Annotated in this window: 14 protein-coding genes and 2 pseudogenes; 7 read left to right on the top strand and 9 right to left on the bottom strand. The window is 65.2% G+C overall.

Going from position 1 to position 19,565, the window contains the following annotated elements:
• Nucleotides 1-15: 15 nt before the first annotated feature.
• Nucleotides 16-789, bottom strand: coding sequence for a C40 family peptidase (locus tag ACZK2V_RS16555; protein WP_005414115.1), 774 nt, complete (start codon nucleotides 787-789; stop codon nucleotides 16-18).
• Nucleotides 790-920: 131 nt separating this feature from the next.
• Nucleotides 921-1,499, bottom strand: coding sequence for a C40 family peptidase (locus ACZK2V_RS16550; RefSeq protein WP_065428014.1), 579 nt, complete (start codon nucleotides 1,497-1,499; stop codon nucleotides 921-923).
• Between the two features lie 73 nt (nucleotides 1,500-1,572).
• Here ACZK2V_RS16550 and ACZK2V_RS16545 point away from each other — a divergent pair, with 73 nt between their 5' ends.
• From ACZK2V_RS16545 to gorA, 4 genes and pseudogenes are all read left to right on the top strand, one after another.
• On the top strand, nucleotides 1,573-2,055 hold the full coding sequence (locus ACZK2V_RS16545) for an FKBP-type peptidyl-prolyl cis-trans isomerase (protein WP_049398704.1): 483 nt from the start codon (nucleotides 1,573-1,575) through the stop codon (nucleotides 2,053-2,055).
• A 99-nt stretch (nucleotides 2,056-2,154) separates the two neighbouring features.
• Nucleotides 2,155-3,399, top strand: a complete 1,245-nt coding sequence (locus ACZK2V_RS16540; protein ID WP_486322594.1) for a DUF418 domain-containing protein — start codon at nucleotides 2,155-2,157, stop codon at nucleotides 3,397-3,399.
• A gap of 22 nt (nucleotides 3,400-3,421) precedes the next feature.
• A pseudogene (locus tag ACZK2V_RS16535) lies at nucleotides 3,422-4,648 on the top strand (NAD(P)/FAD-dependent oxidoreductase).
• A pseudogene (gene gorA / locus ACZK2V_RS16530) lies at nucleotides 4,645-6,001 on the top strand (glutathione-disulfide reductase). The pseudogenes ACZK2V_RS16535 and gorA overlap by 4 nt, the downstream one beginning before the upstream one ends.
• A gap of 72 nt (nucleotides 6,002-6,073) precedes the next feature.
• On the opposite strand, the gene ACZK2V_RS16525 reads toward gorA, so the two are convergent.
• Nucleotides 6,074-6,979 (bottom strand): IS110 family transposase, encoded by a 906-nt coding sequence (locus ACZK2V_RS16525; protein WP_486322593.1) that lies wholly within the window; start codon nucleotides 6,977-6,979, stop codon nucleotides 6,074-6,076.
• A gap of 414 nt (nucleotides 6,980-7,393) precedes the next feature.
• Between ACZK2V_RS16525 and ACZK2V_RS16520 the strand changes: the two genes are divergently transcribed.
• The 3 genes from ACZK2V_RS16520 (at nucleotide 7,394) to ACZK2V_RS16510 (ending at nucleotide 9,415) form a co-directional block, all read left to right on the top strand.
• A complete protein-coding gene (locus tag ACZK2V_RS16520) occupies nucleotides 7,394-8,314 on the top strand; it encodes a DMT family transporter (protein WP_049423794.1) in 921 nt (306 codons plus the stop codon).
• Between the two features lie 30 nt (nucleotides 8,315-8,344).
• Nucleotides 8,345-8,647 carry an MGMT family protein gene (locus tag ACZK2V_RS16515; protein WP_049423796.1) on the top strand — a complete coding sequence of 101 codons (303 nt, stop codon included), beginning with the start codon at nucleotides 8,345-8,347 and terminating at the stop codon, nucleotides 8,645-8,647.
• Nucleotides 8,648-8,740: 93 nt separating this feature from the next.
• On the top strand, nucleotides 8,741-9,415 hold the full coding sequence (locus ACZK2V_RS16510) for a rhomboid family intramembrane serine protease (RefSeq protein WP_032128229.1): 675 nt from the start codon (nucleotides 8,741-8,743) through the stop codon (nucleotides 9,413-9,415).
• 212 nt (nucleotides 9,416-9,627) lie between these two features.
• Here the strand turns inward: ACZK2V_RS16510 and ACZK2V_RS16505 are convergent, their stop codons facing one another.
• The 6 genes from ACZK2V_RS16505 to ACZK2V_RS16480 all read right to left on the bottom strand — a co-directional run bounded on the left by ACZK2V_RS16505 (nucleotide 9,628) and on the right by ACZK2V_RS16480 (nucleotide 19,381).
• Complete coding sequence (locus ACZK2V_RS16505) at nucleotides 9,628-10,614, bottom strand: phytoene desaturase family protein (protein ID WP_486323334.1); 987 nt, start codon at nucleotides 10,612-10,614, stop codon at nucleotides 9,628-9,630.
• Nucleotides 10,601-11,209: a phytoene desaturase family protein gene (locus tag ACZK2V_RS16500; RefSeq protein WP_486322592.1), complete on the bottom strand. Its 609-nt coding sequence runs from the start codon at nucleotides 11,207-11,209 to the stop codon at nucleotides 10,601-10,603. The genes ACZK2V_RS16505 and ACZK2V_RS16500 overlap by 14 nt, the downstream gene beginning before the upstream one ends.
• A gap of 76 nt (nucleotides 11,210-11,285) precedes the next feature.
• On the bottom strand, nucleotides 11,286-11,780 hold the full coding sequence (locus ACZK2V_RS16495) for a VOC family protein (RefSeq protein WP_032128230.1): 495 nt from the start codon (nucleotides 11,778-11,780) through the stop codon (nucleotides 11,286-11,288).
• A 123-nt stretch (nucleotides 11,781-11,903) separates the two neighbouring features.
• Entirely contained in the window at nucleotides 11,904-13,910 is a 2,007-nt protein-coding gene (locus tag ACZK2V_RS16490; protein ID WP_486322591.1) for a M13 family metallopeptidase, read from the bottom strand.
• Between the two features lie 309 nt (nucleotides 13,911-14,219).
• Complete coding sequence (locus ACZK2V_RS16485) at nucleotides 14,220-16,322, bottom strand: M13 family metallopeptidase (protein WP_049398732.1); 2,103 nt, start codon at nucleotides 16,320-16,322, stop codon at nucleotides 14,220-14,222.
• 191 nt (nucleotides 16,323-16,513) lie between these two features.
• A complete protein-coding gene (locus ACZK2V_RS16480) occupies nucleotides 16,514-19,381 on the bottom strand; it encodes a TonB-dependent receptor plug domain-containing protein (protein WP_201117004.1) in 2,868 nt (955 codons plus the stop codon).
• Nucleotides 19,382-19,565: the final 184 nt, after the last annotated feature.

Genomic DNA, 19,565 nt, shown 5'->3' with positions numbered 1-19,565 from the left:
GGTGGCGCCAGCGGGTCAGAGATCGACCCGGCGGGCCTGCATGAACTTGTTGCCCCAGTAGCCGCTGAGCAGGGTGTCCACGCGGACGTCCTTGCCGGAGCTCGGTGCGTGCAGGAAGCGGCCATCGCCAACATAGATGCCGACGTGGTCGACGCGGCCCTTGCGGCCGAAGAACACCAGGTCACCGGCAGCCAGTGCGGTGCGGTCGTTGATCAGTTCGGCGTTGTCATCGTGCGCCATTTCGCGGGAGACGCGCGGCAGCTCGATACCCAGGGCCGAGCGGAACACGTAACCGACCAGGCCGCTGCAGTCGAAACCGCTGTCCGGGTTGCTGCCACCCCAACGGTACGGGGTGCCCAGCAGGGTCATCGCGCGGCGCAGCAGCGATTGCACCTTGCCGTTGTCGGCGGCGGTGCCGACAACGCTGCCATTGGCGGCGCTGCTGGTGTCGTAGTTGGCGAGCAGGCGGCTGAGATCACCGGCTACCACGGCCGAGCGGTCCATCAGCGGAATGGTGTCATTGGCGGCCAGGTGCGGCAGCAGGGCGGCCAGCGTGGCGCTGGCGGCGGCATCGACGCGGCTGCGCTGCGGAGCGGCAGCCTCGGCCTTGGCGGCCGGTCGGGCGGTGCTCTCGGCCACCGGGGCCGGGGTCACATCGGAACGGTTCGGAGCAGTCTGCGACCAGGCCGGAAGGCTGGTCAGACACAGTGCCAGGCCAAGCAACAGCGGGCGGGCACTACGTGAAGATACGGAAGTCTGGCCTTCGCTTTTCAGGTCGTCAGTCGTCACGCGTCGGTCACAGGAAAAAAACGATGGGGCATCATGCCCTGTAAAAGCGGCAATAAGTTAAAAATTCCGTTAGTAAATCGTTAGTTGCACGGTGATGTGCGTCACAATTTTGAACATATCGCCTGTTCATCTTAGCGAAGGACGCGTTTCGCCCCGGTGTAGTGGTCCTTCCAGTACGGACCGCTGAGCGAGTCCAGCCGGACCGTGCCACCGGTGCTCGGCGCGTGCACGAAGCGCCCTTCACCCACATAAATGCCGACATGGGTGACGCTGCCGCGGCTGCCGAAGAACACCAGGTCGCCGGTGGCCAGGCGCTGCGGGTCGATCTTCGGGCCCTGTACCGCCGCAAGGTCGCGCGAGGTGCGCGGCAGTTTCAGGTCCAGCATCTCGCGGTAGACGTAGGCCACCAGGCCGCTGCAGTCGAAGCCGGAGTCGGGAGTATTGCCGCCATAGCGATAGGGGGTGCCGACCAGGCTGATGGCGCGCATCAGCACCGAGTTGGCCGCCTCGGGATTGTCCGGCACGGTCTTCGGCCAGTTCGCGGTCGGCGGGGGCGGCGCGGGTCGGGTGGCCTTGCCGCCGCCGCAGGCGGTCATCAGCACGGGCAGGGCCAGCAGCAGGGCCGGGGCGAGGAGCCGGCGCAGGCCGGACGAAACTGGCGTGATGTGCATGATCTCCGGATAATGCGCCACCTTAGGATTGGCCGTCATGATGGCGGCGTCCCCGCCGGGCGACAACCCGCCCCAACCCGCCTGCCTCCGGCAGATCCAGACAGAGTTGCGCATGAAGATCGAAAAAGACCGCGTTGTCCGCTTCCACTACACCGTTTCCGAAGTCGGCCAGGAGCCGATCGAATCGTCCAAGGACCGCGGCGAGCCGCTGGCGATCCTGATCGGCCACGGCAACATCATCCCGGGCCTGGAAAACGCCATGATGGACAAGGAAGCCGGCGCGACCTTCAGCGTCGACGTCAACGCTGCCGATGCCTACGGCGAGCGTCGTGAGGGCCTGTCCCAGCGCGTGCCGAAGAAGCACTTCGGCAACACCAAGCTGGCTCCGGGCCAGCAGGTCGTGCTGCAGACCAACTTCGGCCCGCGTGCGGTGACCGTGCAGAAGGTCGGCATGAGCGTCGTCGACGTCGACCTGAACCATCCGATGGCCGGCAAGGACCTGCACTTCGACGTGGAAATCGTCGATGTGCGCGAAGCCGGCAAGGAAGAAATCGACCACGGCCACGTCCACGGCGACGGCGGTCACCAGCACTGATCGCAGCGCGATCGTGATGGCAGCAACGGCCCGCTTCGGCGGGCCGTTGCGTTTGTGGAACACGGCGCGGCCATCCATGGCGCGCAGGCCGGCGGCATAATGGCGGACCTGCCCGACGGACGCCCTGTGAACGCCGCTTCTCCTTCCCTGCAGCCGGTGGCTTCCGGCGAACGCATCGCCGTGCTTGACGTGCTGCGCGGTGCTGCGCTGCTGGGCATCCTGCTGATGAACATCGAGGCCTTCAGCGGGCCGCTGGACCTGGCGTTCACCGGCATCGACGTGCATTGGCAGGGCATCGACTACTGGGCCGATGCCTTTGTCTACGTGTTCGTGCAGGGCAAGTTCTTCACCCTGTTCTCGTTGCTGTTCGGTGCCGGCTTCGCGGTGATGGCGCAGCGCGCTGAGGCCGCCGGGCGCGACTTCACCCCGTTCTACCTGCGCCGCAGCGCTGGCTTGCTGCTGATCGGTCTGTGCCATGCACTGCTGGTCTGGTCCGGCGATATTCTGGTGATGTATGCACTGATCTCGTTGCCGCTGCTGGCCTGCCGCGAGGCGCCACGCAGCTGGCTGCCGTGGATGGGGCTGATGGTCTACCTCGGCGGTGTGGCGATGATGCTGCTGGTCGGCGCGATGGTGTCGATGGCTTCGGCCGAAGAGGTGCAGGGCATGCTTGCCGAGGCGCAGCGAAGCATCGACCTGCAGCGGCAGGTGTACGGGCAGGGCAGTTGGGCGCAGGCCAATGTGCAGCGCCTGAGCGAGTTCGGTACCTCAATGGGTGCGCTGCTGATCACCGGCCCGGAAGTGCTGGGCATGTTCCTGATCGGCAGCTGGTTCGCCGGCAGTGGCGCGCTGACGGCGCCGGAGCGCTTCCCGCGGCTGTACGCGTCGCTGCGCTGGATCGCGTTGCCGCTGGGCCTGCTGGTCACGTTGATCGGCGTTGCGTGGAAACCCTACCTGGCACCGGGCGCCTACAACCTTCCGGTGACGGCGGCGATGGGCCTGGTGACCATAGGCGGCCTGCCGATGTGCCTGGGCTATCTGGCGTGGATCGTGCATTGGCGCACGCGGCTGGCCTGGCTGGCGCCGGTGGGGCGCATGGCGCTGACCCATTACCTGGCGCAGTCGCTGGTCTGCACGCTGCTTTTCTATCACTACGGACTGGGATGGTTCGAGGTGATGCCGCGCAGCGTGCAGCTGCTGTTCGCGCTGCTGTTGTTTGCACTGCAGGTGGCCCTTTCGCAGGCCTGGTTGCGCCGCTTCCGTTTCGGGCCCATGGAATGGCTGTGGCGTGCGATGACCTACCGGCAGTGGCCGCCGATGCGGCGCGGGGCCGGGCAGGGCTGATCGATGCAGGGCGCGCGAGGATGTGATCGTGGTCGGCGCCGGTGCCATTGGACTGGCCGTCGCGCTCGCGCTGCGCGCACAGGGCCGGCAGGTACGCGTGATCGACCGTGGGCGTGTCGGCGGCGCGACCTCGCATGGCAACTGCGGCACCATCACCCCCAGCCACGCGCCGCCGCTGCCAGCGCCTGGTGTACCGTTGCGCGCTGCGCTGGATGCTCGATCCGCGTGCGCCGTTGTACGTGCGTACGCGACTGGACCCTGCATTGTGGCGCTGGCTGCTGCAGTTCAGCGCACGCTGCAATGCCCGCGACTGGCTGCAGGCCACGCGCGCCCGCGCTGCGCTGCTGAATGATTCCCGGCTGCGTCTGGCTGAGTGGGTGCAGGTGCATGCGCTGGACTGCGAATTCGATACCCGCGGTCTGGACTACGTGTTTGGCGATGCCCGCAATTTCGATCACCACGCCGCTGAGTGTGAGGCACTGAACGCGCAGGGCATCGCCACGGCGCGCATCGATGGCGCTGACTATGCGCGCGACAATCCAGCCTTCCATGATCGCATTGCCGGCGCGATCCACTTCCCCGGCGATGCGCAGCTGCGTCCGGACCGCTACACCGCCGAACTGGCGCGCGTGCTGCGTGCACAGGGCGTGGTGATCGAGGAGCAGGCGGACATGCAGGATTTCAGCACCGACGCGCAGGGTGTGCGCGTGCACGTCGGCGAACGCACGCTGCACGCACGCGAGCTGGTGCTGGCCACCGGACCGTGGTCGCCGCGCTGGGCACGGCAACTGGATCTGCGCGTGCCGATCCAGCCCGGCAAGGGCTATTCGCTGACCTGGTCGCGACCGGTGCAGGTGCCGCAGCGCCCGGTGGTGCTGAAGGACCATTCCGTGTTCGTGATTGCTTGGCGCGAGGCGTTGCGACTGGGCGGCACCATGGAATTCGCCGGTGCCGAACCGCAGCTGCGCACGGCCCGCCTGCAGGCCCTGCAGCAGGCCGCCGACCACTACCTGCGGCGCCACGCGGTGCGCAGCTGCAGGAGCAGTGGTGCGGGTGGCGCCCCATGAGCGTGGACGACGTGCCGTTGATCGGCCGCGCGCCTGCGCATCCTCACGTCTGGCTTGCAGCGGGGCATGGCATGCTCGGCATCAGCATGAGCGCCGGCACCGGCCAGCTGATCGCCGATCTCGTCTGCGGCCGCACGCCAGCGATCGATCCTGCCCCTTACCGACCCGAGCGATTCCGATGAGCACTGCATCCTATGATTACGACCTGATCGTCCTTGGCGGCGGCTCCGCCGGCCTGGCCGGCGCGATCCGCGCCGCGCAGCATGGCAAGCGCGTGGCAATGCTGGAGCCCGGTGAGCTGGGCGGGACCTGCGTCAATGTCGGCTGCGTGCCGAAGAAGGCGATGTGGCTGGCGGCCGACCTGCACGAGCGCATCGGCCTGGCCAGTGCGATGGGCTTCGATGTTCAGGCGCGCCCGGCGCTGTCGTGGAAGGAACTGGTGATCCACCGGCAGGCCTATATCAGCAACATCCACACCAGCTACCACAAACGCCTGGATGAGACCGGCGTGGTGCGCATTCCGGCGCGCGGCCATCTGCTCGATGCGCATACCGTGGCCTGCAGCGATGGCCTGCGTTACAGCGCCGAGCACATCCTGATTGCCACCGGCGCGCACCCGCTGCGTCCAGATATCCCCGGCGCGGAACTGGGCCTGGTCTCCGATGATTTCTTCGACCTGCGTGCGGCGCCGGCCGAGGTGGCGATCATCGGCGGTGGCTACATCGCGGTGGAGCTGGCCGGCCTGCTGCAGGCACTGGGCAGCAAGGTGAGCCTGCTGGTGCGTGGCCAACGGCTGCTGGATCGCTTCGACTACGAGCTGACTGATCAGCTGGCCGAGAACCTGAAGCAGCAGGGCGTGCGCATCCATTTCGGCTATCGCCTGCGCGAACTGCAGCGCGATGGCGAACGGGTGCGTGCATTCGGCCATGACGGCCCGCTCGACAGTGTGTTCGACGCGGTGTTCTTTGCTACCGGGCGTCGCGGCAACAGCCGTGATCTGGGCCTGGAAGCGCTCGGCATCTGCATCGGCGAGCACCAGCAGGTGCAGGTGGACGAATGGCAGACCACCAGCGTGCCGAGCGTGCACGCGGTGGGTGATATCGCCGGCAAGGTTGGCCTGACCCCGGTGGCGGTGGCTGCTTCGCGACGGTTGATGGATCGCCTGTTCGGTGGTCGCCCGCAGTCGAAGATGGATTACGAGAACGTGGCCAGCGTGGTGTTCTCGCACCCGCCGCTGGGTGCGGTGGGCATGAGCGAGGAAGAAGCGCGCGCGTTTCGACCAGGTGAGCGTTTACCACAGCCGTTTCCGACCGATGCTGCAGGCGCTGGCCAACGGTACACAGCGCAGCCTGTTCAAGATGGTCTGCGCCGGCCCGGAAGAACGCGTGGTAGGTATCCACCTGCTGGGCGAAGCGGCCGACGAGATCCTGCAGGGTTTTGCGGTGGCGGTGAAGATGGGCGCGACCAAGGCCCAGTTCGATGACACCGTGGCGATCCACCCGACCTCGGCCGAGGAAGTGGTGCTGATGCGCTGACCTGCGGTTGCTGCAGAGCCGAGCCCATGCTCGGCCGTCGCTCTTTGTAGAGTCGAGATCCTATGTTCGTGGTCAAGCCTGCTGGAAGCAGGCTTGACCCACCTTCAGCATGGCCGGATCGAAGTCCCGGCCGCTTTTGAAGACACCCCAGGCGATCCTGGCCAGCTTTCTGGCCAGGATGTTGAAGACGGCGGTGCTGGGGTGACCGCGTTTTGACAGCTCGTCGTAGAGCGGTTGCCCCTGGCGACACCGCTTGAGCCCCATTGCGGCCATGTAGAGCATCTGGCGCAGCACTGGCGCGCCCTGTTTGGACAGCCGACGCCGTCCCGTTCTGCCGCCAGACTCGTTGGGCCGGGGATCCAGGCCCGTGCAGGCGATCCACGCGTTGGCGTTGGCCAACGGCCAGCGCGTCATGTAGTAAATCAGGTGAGCGGCGACGGCGGGGCCGATACCAAGGATGGTCAACAGGCGCTTGTAGAGCGTGCCATGCTCTCCATCGCGACCCAAGCGCTGCAGTTCGCTTTCCAGCTCGGACAGCGTCCCAGCCAGAGCGCAGAACAGATCTGACAGCTCCCCGGGGGCACTTTTGCTTACCCCGAAGGATTGCTCCAGCCGCGCGCGTGTCTTTACCAGCGTCTGCCGCTTGCGCAGCAAATCGTGCATTTGCTGCTGCTCGTCGGTACGCGGTACGTATTCACGCAGGCGATCGTTCTCCTTCTTCACGTATCGGGCGATCGCTTCGGCGTCCATGGCGTCCGTCTTGCCACGCGAGCCCGTCGCCCGGCCGTAGTGCTTGATCAGACGTGGATTGATCACATAGACAACGTGGCCTGCCTGGCCAGCCATCCGAGCCAACAACTCGTAGTACCGCCCCGTCGCCTCCATGCCAATCCGGCATCGCTGGGGCAAGGTGTTGAGCCACTGGGCTATGCCGGCCCGGGTGTTGGCGATCCTGTCGCCGGCCTTGCGGTCGGCCACTGCCGGTACGAACTCCTTGGAGTCCACGTCCACGCCAATATCGAGAGAATCAGACATTTGTACGGCTCCCAGCTATCTTTAAGGGGCTGGGGTGGTACCGCACCGACGTTAGCTTGCCTACATCGACGATCCCCTTTGGGGGCCGTACGATCCTTTATCGACGTTCGTGTGCGGGATGGGGATCGCTCGACTCGTCTGTCGGCTAGTATCCGCAGATGCATGCTTGACGGTCCCTCCACCCTGGCTCCTACATACCTCGTAGGAGCCGGGAGGAACATACAAGCCATGCTCGACTGCGGTGGAAAGACAGTCGAGCATGGCTCGACTCTACAAGGCGGGCACCGGACGCCCCCGTGCGACAATGGGCGCCCCCACGCTTTCCCGGACCGCTCCGAGCGGCCCGCCGTCGTCCTGATGTCCAATCCCGCTTCCCGTATCGCCACCGCCTCCCCACGCATTGCGCTGGGGGGTATCGGCCTGGCCGCGATCGGCGCCATCGCTGCTTCCGGCAAGGCGATCATTGTCAAGCTCGGCCTGCGTCACGGCGTGGATGCCACCACGCTGCTTGCCCTGCGCATGCTGATGGCGCTGCCGCTGTTCGTTTTGATGGCGCTGTGGGCCGCGCGTCGGGCCGAACCACTGTCCTGGGCCGACCGAGCTCGTGTGCTGTGGCTGGGTTTCACCGGCTACTACCTGTCCAGCCTGCTCGACTTCCAGGGCCTGCAGTACATCAGCGTGACCCTGGAACGATTGATCCTGTACTTGAATCCGACCCTGGTGCTGCTGATCAACGTGCTGCTGGCGCGCCAGCGGCCGGGCCGATGGCAGATCGGCGCGCTGGTGCTGAGTTATCTGGGCGTGCTGCTGGCGTTCGGCCATGACCTGCAGCGCGAGGGTGGGCAGATCATCGTTGGCAGCCTGCTGGTGCTGGGCAGTGCGCTCAGCTATGCGCTGTACCTGTTCGGCAGCGGGCAGGTGGTCGCGCGTATCGGAGCGGTGCGGCTGACCGCTTACGCCAGCTGCGTGGCCAGCGTGCTGGTGCTGCTGCATTTCGCGGTGACCCATCCGCTGCCGTTGTTGTGGCAGGCACCGGCGCCGGTGCAGTGGTTGTCGCTGGTCAATGCCACCGTGTGCACGGTGCTGCCAGTGCTGGCGATCATGCTGGCGGTGCAGCGCGTGGGTTCGTCGCTGGCCGCGCAGGTCGGTATGCTGGGCCCTGTTTCCACCATCGTGATGAGCCTATGGCTGCTCGACGAACCGATGGGGCCGGCGCAGATCGCCGGCACCGTGCTGGTGCTGATCGGCGTTCTGCTGGTAACCCGCCTGCGGCGCTGACGCCTGAGCAGGCGCGCGCGCATCCTGGCGGTGATCCGCGCGATCCCGGCGGGGCAGGTGATGGGCTATGGGCAGGTGGCGCTGCGCGCGGGCCTGCCCGGGCGTGCGCGCCTGACCGCGCGCATCCTGGGCCAGAACGACGACCCGGACCTGCCCTGGCATCGCGTGCTGCGCTCGGATGGGCGCATTGCCATGGAGGAAGGTTCGGCTGGTTGGCGCGAACAGTCACAGCGGTTGCGCGCCGAGGGCGTGCGGGTGGAGAACGGCCGGGTGCGGATGACGGCGGCTGATCCGGCGGCGGCACTGGATGCCGCTGTGTGGGGTCCGGGCTGAGCACCGCTGGCGACTGAACAGGCCGCGCCTGCCGGTCGCCAACAAGACACGGTGCTGCGGCTATGATGGAGGCCGTTCCATGCCGGTGCTCCCATGTTCCCGCGACTGCCAACCGTCACCAAGGCCCTGCTGATCGCCAACGCGATCCTGTTCCTGCTGCAGCAGCCGTTCCTGCTCGGCATGCAGACCTTCGAGCCGTTCATGCTCCAACCCCTGCAGCAGGGCTTCGACGCATTCTCGCCGGGCGGCAACTTCCAGCCCTGGCAGCTGCTGACCTACGGCTTCCTGCACGGCAGCTTCGGCCATCTGTTCTTCAACATGCTGGCGGTCTTCATGTTTGGCGCGCCACTGGAGCAGACCTGGGGCGAGAAGCGCTTCCTGCTGTATTACCTGGTGTGCGTGGCCGGTGCCGGTGTCTGCCAGCTGCTGGTGGGTACGCTGCTGGAAAACCCGGCCACGGTGCTGGGTGCTTCCGGTGGCGTGTTCGGCCTGCTGCTGGCCTACGGCATGCTGTTCCCCAACCAGCGGGTGATGCTGCTGTTCCCGCCGATCCCGATGAAGGCGCGTACCTTCGTGATCCTGTTCGGCGTGGGCGAGCTGGTGCTGGGCATGACCGGCTGGCAGCCGGGCGTGGCCCACTTCGCACACCTCGGCGGCATGCTGTTCGGCTGGTTGCTGATCCGCTACTGGCGCGGACAATCGCCGTTCAACAAGCGCCGCCCGCCCGGCCCACCGAAGCGCCCGAACCATCTGCGCAGCGTGAAGTGAGGCGCGATGCGCCTCGCTTCACGCGGGTAGGTGCCAACCTTGGTTGGCACGCTTTGAATGGGATCATTTGACGCGGTAGGTGCCGACCGTTGGTCGGCACACATTCTCCCACGCGGGTAGGTTGGCACGCTTTGAATCGGATCATCTGACCCGGTAGATGCCAACCTTGGTTGGCGTCCGCTCTGCCACTCTGTGCCAACCAAGGTTGGCACCTACCCATCCTGCAACACCACCTGCGCGGCATTGTGCCCGGGCGCACCGGTCACACCGCCACCGGGATGGGTACCCGACCCACACAGATACAACCCCGGAAGGGCGCCGCGGTAGCCGGCCTGGCCGACCATCGGTCGAGCCGAGAACAGCTGGTTGGCACTGAGCGCGCCATGGAAAATGTCGCCGCCGACCAGGCCGAAGGTGCGTTCCAGATCCAGCGGCGACAGCACCTGCCGACCGAGCACGCTGCCGGCAAAGCCGGGCGCATACCGTTCGACGGTGGCAATCATCAGGTCCGCCACAGTCTCACGGTGATCATCCCAGTGGCGCCCGTCGGGCAGTACCGGCGCCACGTGCTGGCAGAACAGGCTGGCCACATGCTGCCCCGGCGGCGCCAGCGAATCGTCCAGCGTGCTGGGAATCAGCATCTCTACGATCGGTTCGTGCGACCAGCCGTCGCGGCGCGCGTCCAGCCAGGCGCGGTCCATGTAGTCCAGGCTGGGTGCCATGATGATGCCGGCGCTGAGGTGATCGCCGGGGCCGGGCAGGGCACGGAAGTCCGGCAACCGCGACAGCGCCACGTTCATCCGGAAGGTGCCGGAACCGCAGCGCCAGTTCGTCATGCGTTCGCGTGTGGCAGCGGGTACCTGCGTTGGCTCCAGCAGCTGTTCGTACAGCAGCTTCGGATTGACGTTGGCCACCACCGCGCGTGCACGCAGGGTTTCGCCGTTGACCAGTTCCACCCCCACGGCGCGGCCTTGTTCGATCAGTACCTGTTGCACACCGGCATCCACGCGCAGTTCGGCCCCGGCCTCGCGCGCCGCGCTGGCGATGGCCTGGCTGATCGCGCCCATGCCGCCGATCGCGTGGCCCCACGCACCCTTTACGCCATTGCACTGGCCGAATACGTGGTGCAGCAGTACGTAGGCACTGCCCGCTGTATACGGGCTTGCGTAGTTGCCGACGATGCCATCAAAGCCGAACAGCGCCTTGATCGGCTCGCTCTCGAACCAACGGTCCAGGTACTCCGCCGCCGACAGCGTGAACAGGTCCAGCAGTTCCTGCCGCAGTGGCGCATCCAGCGCCGCCAGTTCGCGGCCGAGTTTCCCCATCTGCCATAGTGCGGGCAGCGCACGCCAACCGCCTGCTACACCCAGGTCGGGCGGCGCGCAGGGCCCATGCGCGCAGTACGTCGGCGAAGATTTCCAGGCGTGCCTCGTACGCGGGCAAGCGCTGCGCATCCCGCTCGGAGAACTTCGCCACTTCGGCCTGAGTGCGGCCAGGTGCCGACAACAGATAGCGGTCGACGGGCAATGGCAGGAAGTTGTTGGCCGGGCGCGCGACGATGCGCAGCCCATGCGCATGCAGCTGCAGGTCGTCGATCACCTTCGGCTGCAGCAGCGAGACCGTGTACGAGGCGACTGAATTGCGGAAGCCGGGATGGAATTCCTCGGTGACCGCAGCGCCGCCAAGAACGCCGCGACGTTCCAGCACCAGCACCTTCTTTCCGGCACGCGCCAGATAGGCCGCGCAGACCAGGCCGTTGTGGCCACCACCAACGATGATCGCATCCCAGGTCATCTGCACCTCGGAAAAAGGGGACGGAGGGGATTAAGTCGCAATTCGCATGGGGGCACCGGCAATGGGGAGAAACGACTTAATCCCCTCCGTCCCCTTTTTTGATCGCTGCTTCGATGGTGGCGATGTCGATCTTCTTCATCGGCATCATCGCGTTGAATGCGCGCTTGGCCAGTGCCTTGTCCTGGCTGGTCACCGCTTCGATGAGCATGCGCGGGCTGATCTGCCAGGAGATGCCCCAGCGGTCCTTGCACCAGCCGCATTGGCTCTCCTGGCCACCGTTGCCGACGATCGCATTCCACAGGCGGTCGGTCTCGGCCTGGTCCTCGGTCTGGATCTGGAAGGAAAACGCTTCGCTGTGCTTGAACGCGGTGCCACCGTTGAGGCCGACGCAGGGGATGCCGCAGACCGTGAATTCAACGGTCAGTACGTTGCCTTCCTTGCCGTCCGGATAGTCACCGGGGGCGTGATGCACGGCGGTCACCGCGCTGTCGGGCAGGATACTGGCGTAGAAGGTGGCGGCCTCGAGTGCGCCGTTGTCATACCAGACACAGATCGTGTTCTTGTGTGCCATGTCGGGGCTCCACGTTGGACGAAGCCGCAGCGATAGCATGCGCGGTGTTAATCCGGGATCGTGCTGCACCTGCAAAAAAGGAGGGCGCCCGAAGGCGCCCTCTGCGTTACCCGTGCAGCTGGATCAGCGCCATACCTTGATCTGCTCGGCTTCACTGCGCTGCATCGACTGGCCGGCCTTGCAGCTGAAGGTGGCGCCGAAGGCCGGCAGGTTGGCCAGCGTGCCGTTGCTGCGCCACAGGCCCGGTGCACGGATGTCGGCGGTCAGGCGACGTACGGCCTCGTTCGGCGCCAGCTGCTGCGCCCACAGCGCAGACCAGGCGCGGAAGAAGCCCTGCTGCTGGGCCTGCTTGGCCTTCGGCTCCTGCGCGACATACGCCGCCCAGGCCAGTTCCAGACCGGCGATGTCGGCCAGGTTCTCTTCCTGGGTGAGCGTGCCGTTGACCTTGGCACCCTTCACGCCCGGGAAGTCGTAGGCGCTGTACTGCGCGGCTACGCGGTTACCGAGCAGGGTCCAGGCGGTCTTGTCGGCCGGGGTCCACCAGCTGCGCAGCTCGCCCTTGGCGTCGACCAGCGCGCCCTTGGCATCGATCGCGCGGGTCAGCTCATGGCCGACCAGGCCACCGAAGCTGCCGAACTTGTCGGCAGCGTCGGCCTTGGCGTTGAACACCGGGCCCTGCAGGATCGCGGCGGTGACGATCAGGCGGTTCTGGGCCAGATCGTAGGCCAGCGAAGGCTGCTGCGGCAGCACGTCCCAGCGACGGTCGGCGTTGCCCTTGCCGATGCGCTTCATTTCCTCGCGATGGCGCCAGGTCGAAGCAATCAGCATGTTGCCACCGAACGAACCGCGGCCCATCGGCTGCACGCTGTAGTCGAGGTCGCGCAGCGGGGTGCCGATCTCGATCTTCAGCGCAGCCAGCTTGGCCTGCGCTTCGGCCTTGGCTTCGGTGCTCATCCAGCTGCTGTTCTTGACCGCTTCGATCTGCACTTCGCGCACCTTGTCGACGATCCACGCCGCCTGGCGACGATCTTCGGCGGACAGGTAACGGGCAGCGTATTCGCGACCGACCATCGGGCCAGCGGCTACGTTGATCGCCTCCAGCACGTCTTCCCAGCGCTGCGGCGGCAGGGTTTCGCCACGCAGCACGCGGCCGCGGAATTCGAACTCGGCATCGCGGTAGGCCTTGGACAGGTACGGTGCCATCGAGTCGCCCACGCGCCAGCGCAGGTAGGCCTTCCACTGGTCCGGCTTGAGCTTGGTGACCATGCCGTCGAGCTGCTTGAACAGGCCCGGGTCGGCCAGCGAGACCAGGTCGTCATCCACGCCCTGTGCCTTCAGGAAGGCATCCAGCTGCAGGTTGCGGTAGCGGCTGTTGAGCTCCTTGGTGGAGATCGGCACGTAGTTGTTGAACGGATTGTTGATGCCGGCCAGCGACTGCGCATTGCGTGCCAGCTCGGTTTCCAGCGCGATCACCGCCTGCGACTCGGCATCCAGCTTGGCCGCCGGCGTGCCGGTCAGTGCCAGGATCTGCTTGACGTAGTTGCGGTAGCGGCCCATCAGCGCCACGGTGTCGGCGTCGGTGCGCGTATAGAACGCCGGATCCGGCAGGCCCATGCCGCCCTGCATGAAGTAGCCGATGTGACGGTCCAGCGCTTTCAGATCGACGTCGGGGCCGAAATTGAATGCCACCGGGATGCCGACCTGGTGCAGTGCGGCGATCGAGGCCGGCACATCCTTGGCCTTCTTGATGGCGTTGATGCGGGTCAGCAGCGGGGCGATCGGGTTGGAGCCGTCTGCTTCCACGGCCGCTTCATCCAGGCCACTGGCCCAGAAGTCACCCAGCAGCTTCTGCACGTTGCCCTGCGGCGCCTTCATCGCTGCGTCGAGCAGTTCACGCTGCTGCTGGCGGCTGCGGTCGACCAGCTGGCCCAGCGCGGTGGTGGCGCCGGTCTGCGGCACCGGGTTGGCCTTCAGCCAGCCTGCATTGGTGGCGTCGTAGAAGTCGCTGCACTGGGCACTGACAGCCGGGGCACGCGCGGCCTTTTTCTTGGCGGCGAAGGCATCGTGGGTCGGGACCAGAGTCGCCAGGCTGATGCCCAGGGCGATGGCAAGCGGACGGAAATTGGGCATGTGGAACGAATCCGTGATGGATTGAGGGCGCGCGCACTATAGCAAGCCGCGCATGGGCGCGGCATGCACGCATCACGGCGCATCCGCCGGGCATGGCCCGGCGCTACCGGGTGTGTGGCATCGACATCGCATGCACGCATCACGGTGGCTCCGCCGTGCCGTGCGCCGACCAAGGTCGGCATCTGCCAACGGCGTGGGCCTGCACAGGCGCAGCAGATCCACGCCATGCGTGGATGACGGGCGCGGCAAAAAAACAAAGGCCCGGGAATTCCCGGGCCTCTGCAGGTCTACCTTGGCATCAGCCAGGGCTTACCAGATCACCACCTGCTGCTCGCCGGCGCGGGCCATCGGCGAACCGGCCTTGCACTGGAAGGCCGCGGCAAAGGTCGGCAGGTTCGACGGCGCACCCATGGCGCGGAACTGCGCCGGCGCGTGCGGGTCGGTGGCCAGGCGGACCTTGGCGTTTTCCGGGGTGTACTTGGTGCGCCACACGGTGGCCCAGTTGAAGAAGAAGCGCTGGTCGCGGGTGAATCCATCGACCTTTGCATCTTCCTTGCCGGCGGACGCCTTCTGCAGGGCGTCGTAGGCGGTAGCCAGGCCGCCCAGGTCGGCGATGTTCTCGCCCAGGGTCAGGTGACCGTTCACGGCCTGGCCGTCGACCTTGTACTGGTCGAACTGCTTGACCAGCTTGCCGGTCAAGCCTTCGAAGTTCTTCTTGTCAGCGGCGGTCCACCAGTCTTCCATGTTGCCGGTCGGCCCGAAGCGTGCACCCTGGTCGTCGTAACCGTGGGTCATTTCGTGGCCGATCACCGCACCGATGCCGCCATAGTTCAGTGCGTCGTCGGCCTTCGGATCGAAGAACGGCGGCTGCAGGATGGCGGCCGGGAACACGATCTCGTTCTGCAGCGGGTTGTAGTAGGCGTTGACCGTCTGCGGGGTCATGCCCCACTCGGTCTTGTCCACCGGCTTGCCGATCTTGGACAGGTTGAACTTGTAGTTGAACTCACTGGCTGCGCGCACATTGCCCAGGTAGCTGTCGCGCTGGGTCTGCAGGCCCGCCCAGTCACGCCACTTGTCCGGGTAACCGATCTTCGGAGTGAAGGTTTCCCACTTGGCGATGGCCTTGGCCTTGGTTTCATCGCTCATCCAGCTCAGGCCCTGGATGCGTTCCTTCAGCGAAGCGGCCAGGTTCTTCACCAGCTCTTCCATCTTCGCCTTGGCTTCCGGCGAGAAGGCAACCTTCACGTACAGCTGGCCGAAGGCTTCACCGGCGTCGTTCTCGATGGTGCCCAGCACGCGCTTCCAGCGCGGCTTCTGTTCCTTCTGGCCATTGAGGGTCTTGCCGTAGAACTCGTAGTTCTCCTGCACGAAGGCATCGGCCAGGTACGGCGAGGCGCTGTCCACGGTGTGGAAGCGCAGGTAGGCGCGCCACACCGACGGATCGGTATCGCCCAGCGCCTTGCTCACTTCCTCATGGAAGGCCGGCATGGCCAGCGAGAACTTCTCCGGCGCGGCTACGCCCTGCGACTTGAAGAACTCGGTCCAGCTGAAGTTCGGGGTCAGCTTGTCGGCGTCAGCCAGGGTGACCGGGTTGTAGTACAGCTCGACGTTGCGCGACAGCTCGACGCGCGACTTGGAGGCCTTGGCCAGGCGGGTCTCGAACTTGACCACGTCCTCGGCCTGCTTGGCAGCGTCGGCAGCGGCGACGCCGGACAGCTCCAGCACCTTGGCGACGTGTGCCTGGTAGGCCTTCAGCTTGTCGGCGTTCTTGGCATCGGTGTAGTAGGTGCTGTCCGGCAGGCCCAGGCCGCCCTGGCTGGCGTAGGCCAGGTTGACGGCCGAGTTCTTGAAGTCGGCTTCGGCGCCGAAGCCGAACAGGACGTTGTCACCCTTGGCCGCGCTGCTGCGCAGGTAGTCGGCGATGGCCGCCTTGTCCTGCAGGCCGTCGATCGCGGTGAGGTCGGCCTTCAGCGGCTCGATGCCCTGGGCATTGATCTTGGCTTCGTCCATGCCGGTGGCCCACAGGTCGCCGACGATCTTCTCGATATGGTTCGGGTTCTTGACCTGCGCGACCTGTTCAGCCAGCTGGTGCTGCACGGCCACCGAACGCTCGTCGAGGATGGTGAACGCGCCCCAGCTGGTGCGGTCGCCCGGAATTTCATTGGCGGCCAGCCACTTGCTGTTGACGTAGTCGCCGAAGGCGCCACAGGCGTCCTTGCTGGCATCCAGATCGCTGGGCTGGAAGGCGTTGTAGGCCGGCAGCTTGCTCTCGTCCAGCGTGTAGTTGGTGGCTTCGGCCGCGGCCGGCGTGGAGGCGGTGGCGTCCTTGGCCGGGGTTTCGTTCTTGCCGCAGCCGACCAGCGCGGCCGAAACGGCCAGGGTCAGCAGCACGATCTTGGGAGTACGGGTCACTTTGATGGCCTCCAGGCCGAGTGAGTCAGGGAAGGGCCGCGGGGACGGCCGTGGGCCGAACAATACGCCGCCGGCCTGCCCTGCAAGGGTGTCGAAGGTCATGGCCGGGCGCAAGGGGGGCCGCTTCGTGGCCCGGAAAAGACAGACCCGGCAAAAGCCGGGTCTGTCGGGGTACTGCGATCAGGCGTGGATCAGAACTTGTACTTCAGACGCACGAACGGGGTGCGGCCGTACAGGTCGTACTGGGTCGAGAATGCCGCAATGTTGCCGTAGCGGGCATCGCTGACACCGGTGGAGATCAGCGGCGGAGTCTTGTTGAAGATGTTGCTGACACCCACCAGGATTTCCCAGTCGGCCTGCGAGTAGCTGACCGATGCGGTGTGGTAAGTACGCGAATCGACCACGATGTCACGGTAGGAGTTCGGACGGCCCTGGTAGATGAAGACCGGATCCAGGTCGATGTCCTTGGTCTTGTGGATGTAGGTGGTCAGCCAGTTGAAGGTCCAGTCTCCACGGGTCAGGCTGAGTGCCAAGTTGCCCACAACCTTCGGACGCCCGATGTCACCGAGAAGCTCATTGGACGAAAGGCCACTTTCTTCAGCGCTGGAGAAGACCTGCTGGGTATCCTCGATGGTGTAAGTGACCTGGGTTTCGGCAGAGAACTTGCCGAACGAGAAGTCGTGGTCGAAGTTCGCAGTCAGATCGTAGCCGCGGGTGCGCTGCTTGTTGATGTTGACGTACTGGTTGTACACATCAGTGATGTTCCAAGCCTCATCGCCGGTGCCGGGGTTGCGGACCAGCAGGCCGCAGAAGGCGTTCGGATACACCGCAGCACCATAGCAACCCTTGACGATGTCCGCCGTGGTGATCTGGCCGATCTCGTTCTTCACCTGATAATCGAAGTAATCGATTGCCACACTCAGATTGGCAAAAGTGGGGGTGAACACGATACCTGCGGTCTTGGCACGGGAGGTCTCCGGAATCAGCTGGCCTGCACCGCCGCCCGAATATACAGTTGCACTGCTGCCGGCACCTGCGTAGTCGGCAGGAATGCCTGCCGCGGCACAGTTGCGCTGGTAGTTGGTGTTGGAGCTCTCACCCCAGCGGATGCAGGGGTCGATGCCGGTCTGTCCCAGGAAACCGGTCTGGTTGCCCAGATACAGCTCATACAGGCCCGGAGCACGGTAGGAGGTGCCGATCGAGCCGCGCAGGCGCAGCGACGGAATGACCTGCCAGTTGAGGCCCACCTTCCAGACCTCGTCGGTGCCATCCACCGAGTCGTACTGGAATGCGCGGCCGGACGCGTTCAGGCTCAGCGACTCAATCGCGGGCAGGCCCTTCAGCAGCGGGACATCGAATTCAACAAATGCTTCCTTGACCTTGTCGTTGCCCTTGGTGACATTGGCCGAGCTCGAGCCCCAAACGTCCTGTGCCCTTGACAGTTCACCCGGCTGGTCATTGATCGAGTAGTAGCGGTACTCCAAGCCCGCGGCTACGCCCACAGCACCTGCCGGCAGCTCGAACAGGTCGCCGCTGACGACGGCATTGATCGTGGCCTGCTTGTAGATCGTCTTACCCCAATCCCACTGTCCCAGCAGATTGCTGAGTTCATCGACTTTGGCCCCGCTCAGATAGCCCGGATCGAGGTAGTTCAGTGTCGGCGCGTTGTCAGTGTAGTCAACGTCGCCGGTCTTGGAGGCCTGGATGCCAAAGTTGCCGTACTTGCCCTTGGAGTGGCTGAAGTTGGCATTGACTTCCCATGCCCAAGTGTCAGTGCCTTTGAACAGACCATCGAGCTTGGTGGCGCCGTAGAAGTAGTCGACCGTGACGTCCTGCTGCGACTTGAACGGCATGATCGGACGGATGACGCCGGTGAAGCCTGAACCTGCCGGTGCCTGGATGCGCGGGAAGAACTGGCGCCAGCGGAAGGCTTCGGTCTCGCGACGGTTGAACAGCCACTGGGTCTTCCAGTTGACGGAGTCGAAGGCGAAATCGGTGGCTACGAAGACGCTTTTGCGCTCCTGCTGGTTGATGATCTGCTCTTCACCAAAGCGTGCGAAGTTCAGCGGCTCATCATAGTAGGCCTGGCCGCCGCCTGCGTAGGTACGGGTGGTACGCGGGCGATAGCCGGGGAGTGGGCCGATGGTGTTGCCTTCCGGTGAAGGGACATAGCGGATGGCACCTACGTCGACAACGTTATGCAGCAGGTTGTTGCAGTTTGCCAGGTTGGTGCCGGCAGTGATTGAGCGGTCCTGACGGTCGATGCGGTTGCCATCGGCATCCTTGACCAGATCATTGCTGCAGTTCAGGTAGTCACGGTCGTTGCGGTTCAGTTCGTAGTGCTTGTACCACTCTGCCGCAGCCACGATGCTGCCTTTCTCGAAGTTCCAGCCGTTGGCCAGTGAGGCAGCGAACACTTCACCGCCGCCTTCGGTCGGCACGCGGCCGGTAACGGTCAGCTCCGGGCGCTCGATGTTCTTCTTGGTGATCAGGTTGACCACACCGGCCACGGCGTCGGAACCATAGATCGAGGACGAACCGTCCTTCACGATCTCGGCACGCTGCAGGATGGCGGTGGGAATGACGTTCAGGTCGAAGGCGCCGACGGCGCCACGGGTACCGGCTGGGCCGGGGCGCTGGCCATCGAGCAGCACCAGGGTGCGGTTGGCGCCCAGGCCACGCAGCGAAACCGTCTGCACGCCAGTACCGCCGTCCACGACGAAGCCGCCGAACTGGTGGGTGATCTGGGTTTCGGCCGAACCGATGGCCGACTTCTGCAGGAACTCGGCCACGTTGACCTGGCCCTGCTTCGCGTTGGTTTCGGCATTGATCGTGAACACCGGCGAGGTGGTCTCATAGTCCGCACGACGGATCAGAGAGCCGGTGACAGTAATCTTGTCAAGATCCGTCGCGCGCTGGGAAGACGAGGAAGTGCTTGACGCCTTTGCTTCCTGCGGGGTGGATTCCTGGGCCAGAGCCGGTGCGACCTGCAGGCAGGCCAGCACAGCAAGAGTCAACGGGACGCGGCTTGGCTTGGTTTGGCGGTTGGCGGTGCGCATTTCGTTTTGATCCCCACTTGTTATGCTTCGGTTAATGGAGTGTATGTGTCGCGTAAAGTAAATGCAACATGAATGATAAATATCCTTAACTTGTTGTTAGTAAGGGAAAATTCAGGGATTTGCGCATGAAAAAGCCCCTGCCGCGCGGGCAGGGGCTTGAGGGAGGCGCTTGATGCTGGGGAGA

This window comes from Stenotrophomonas sp. 93052_Sma, from assembly GCF_056481145.1.
Note: the sequence above shows the minus strand (reverse complement) of the source record. Positions and strands in the feature narration are given on the sequence as shown.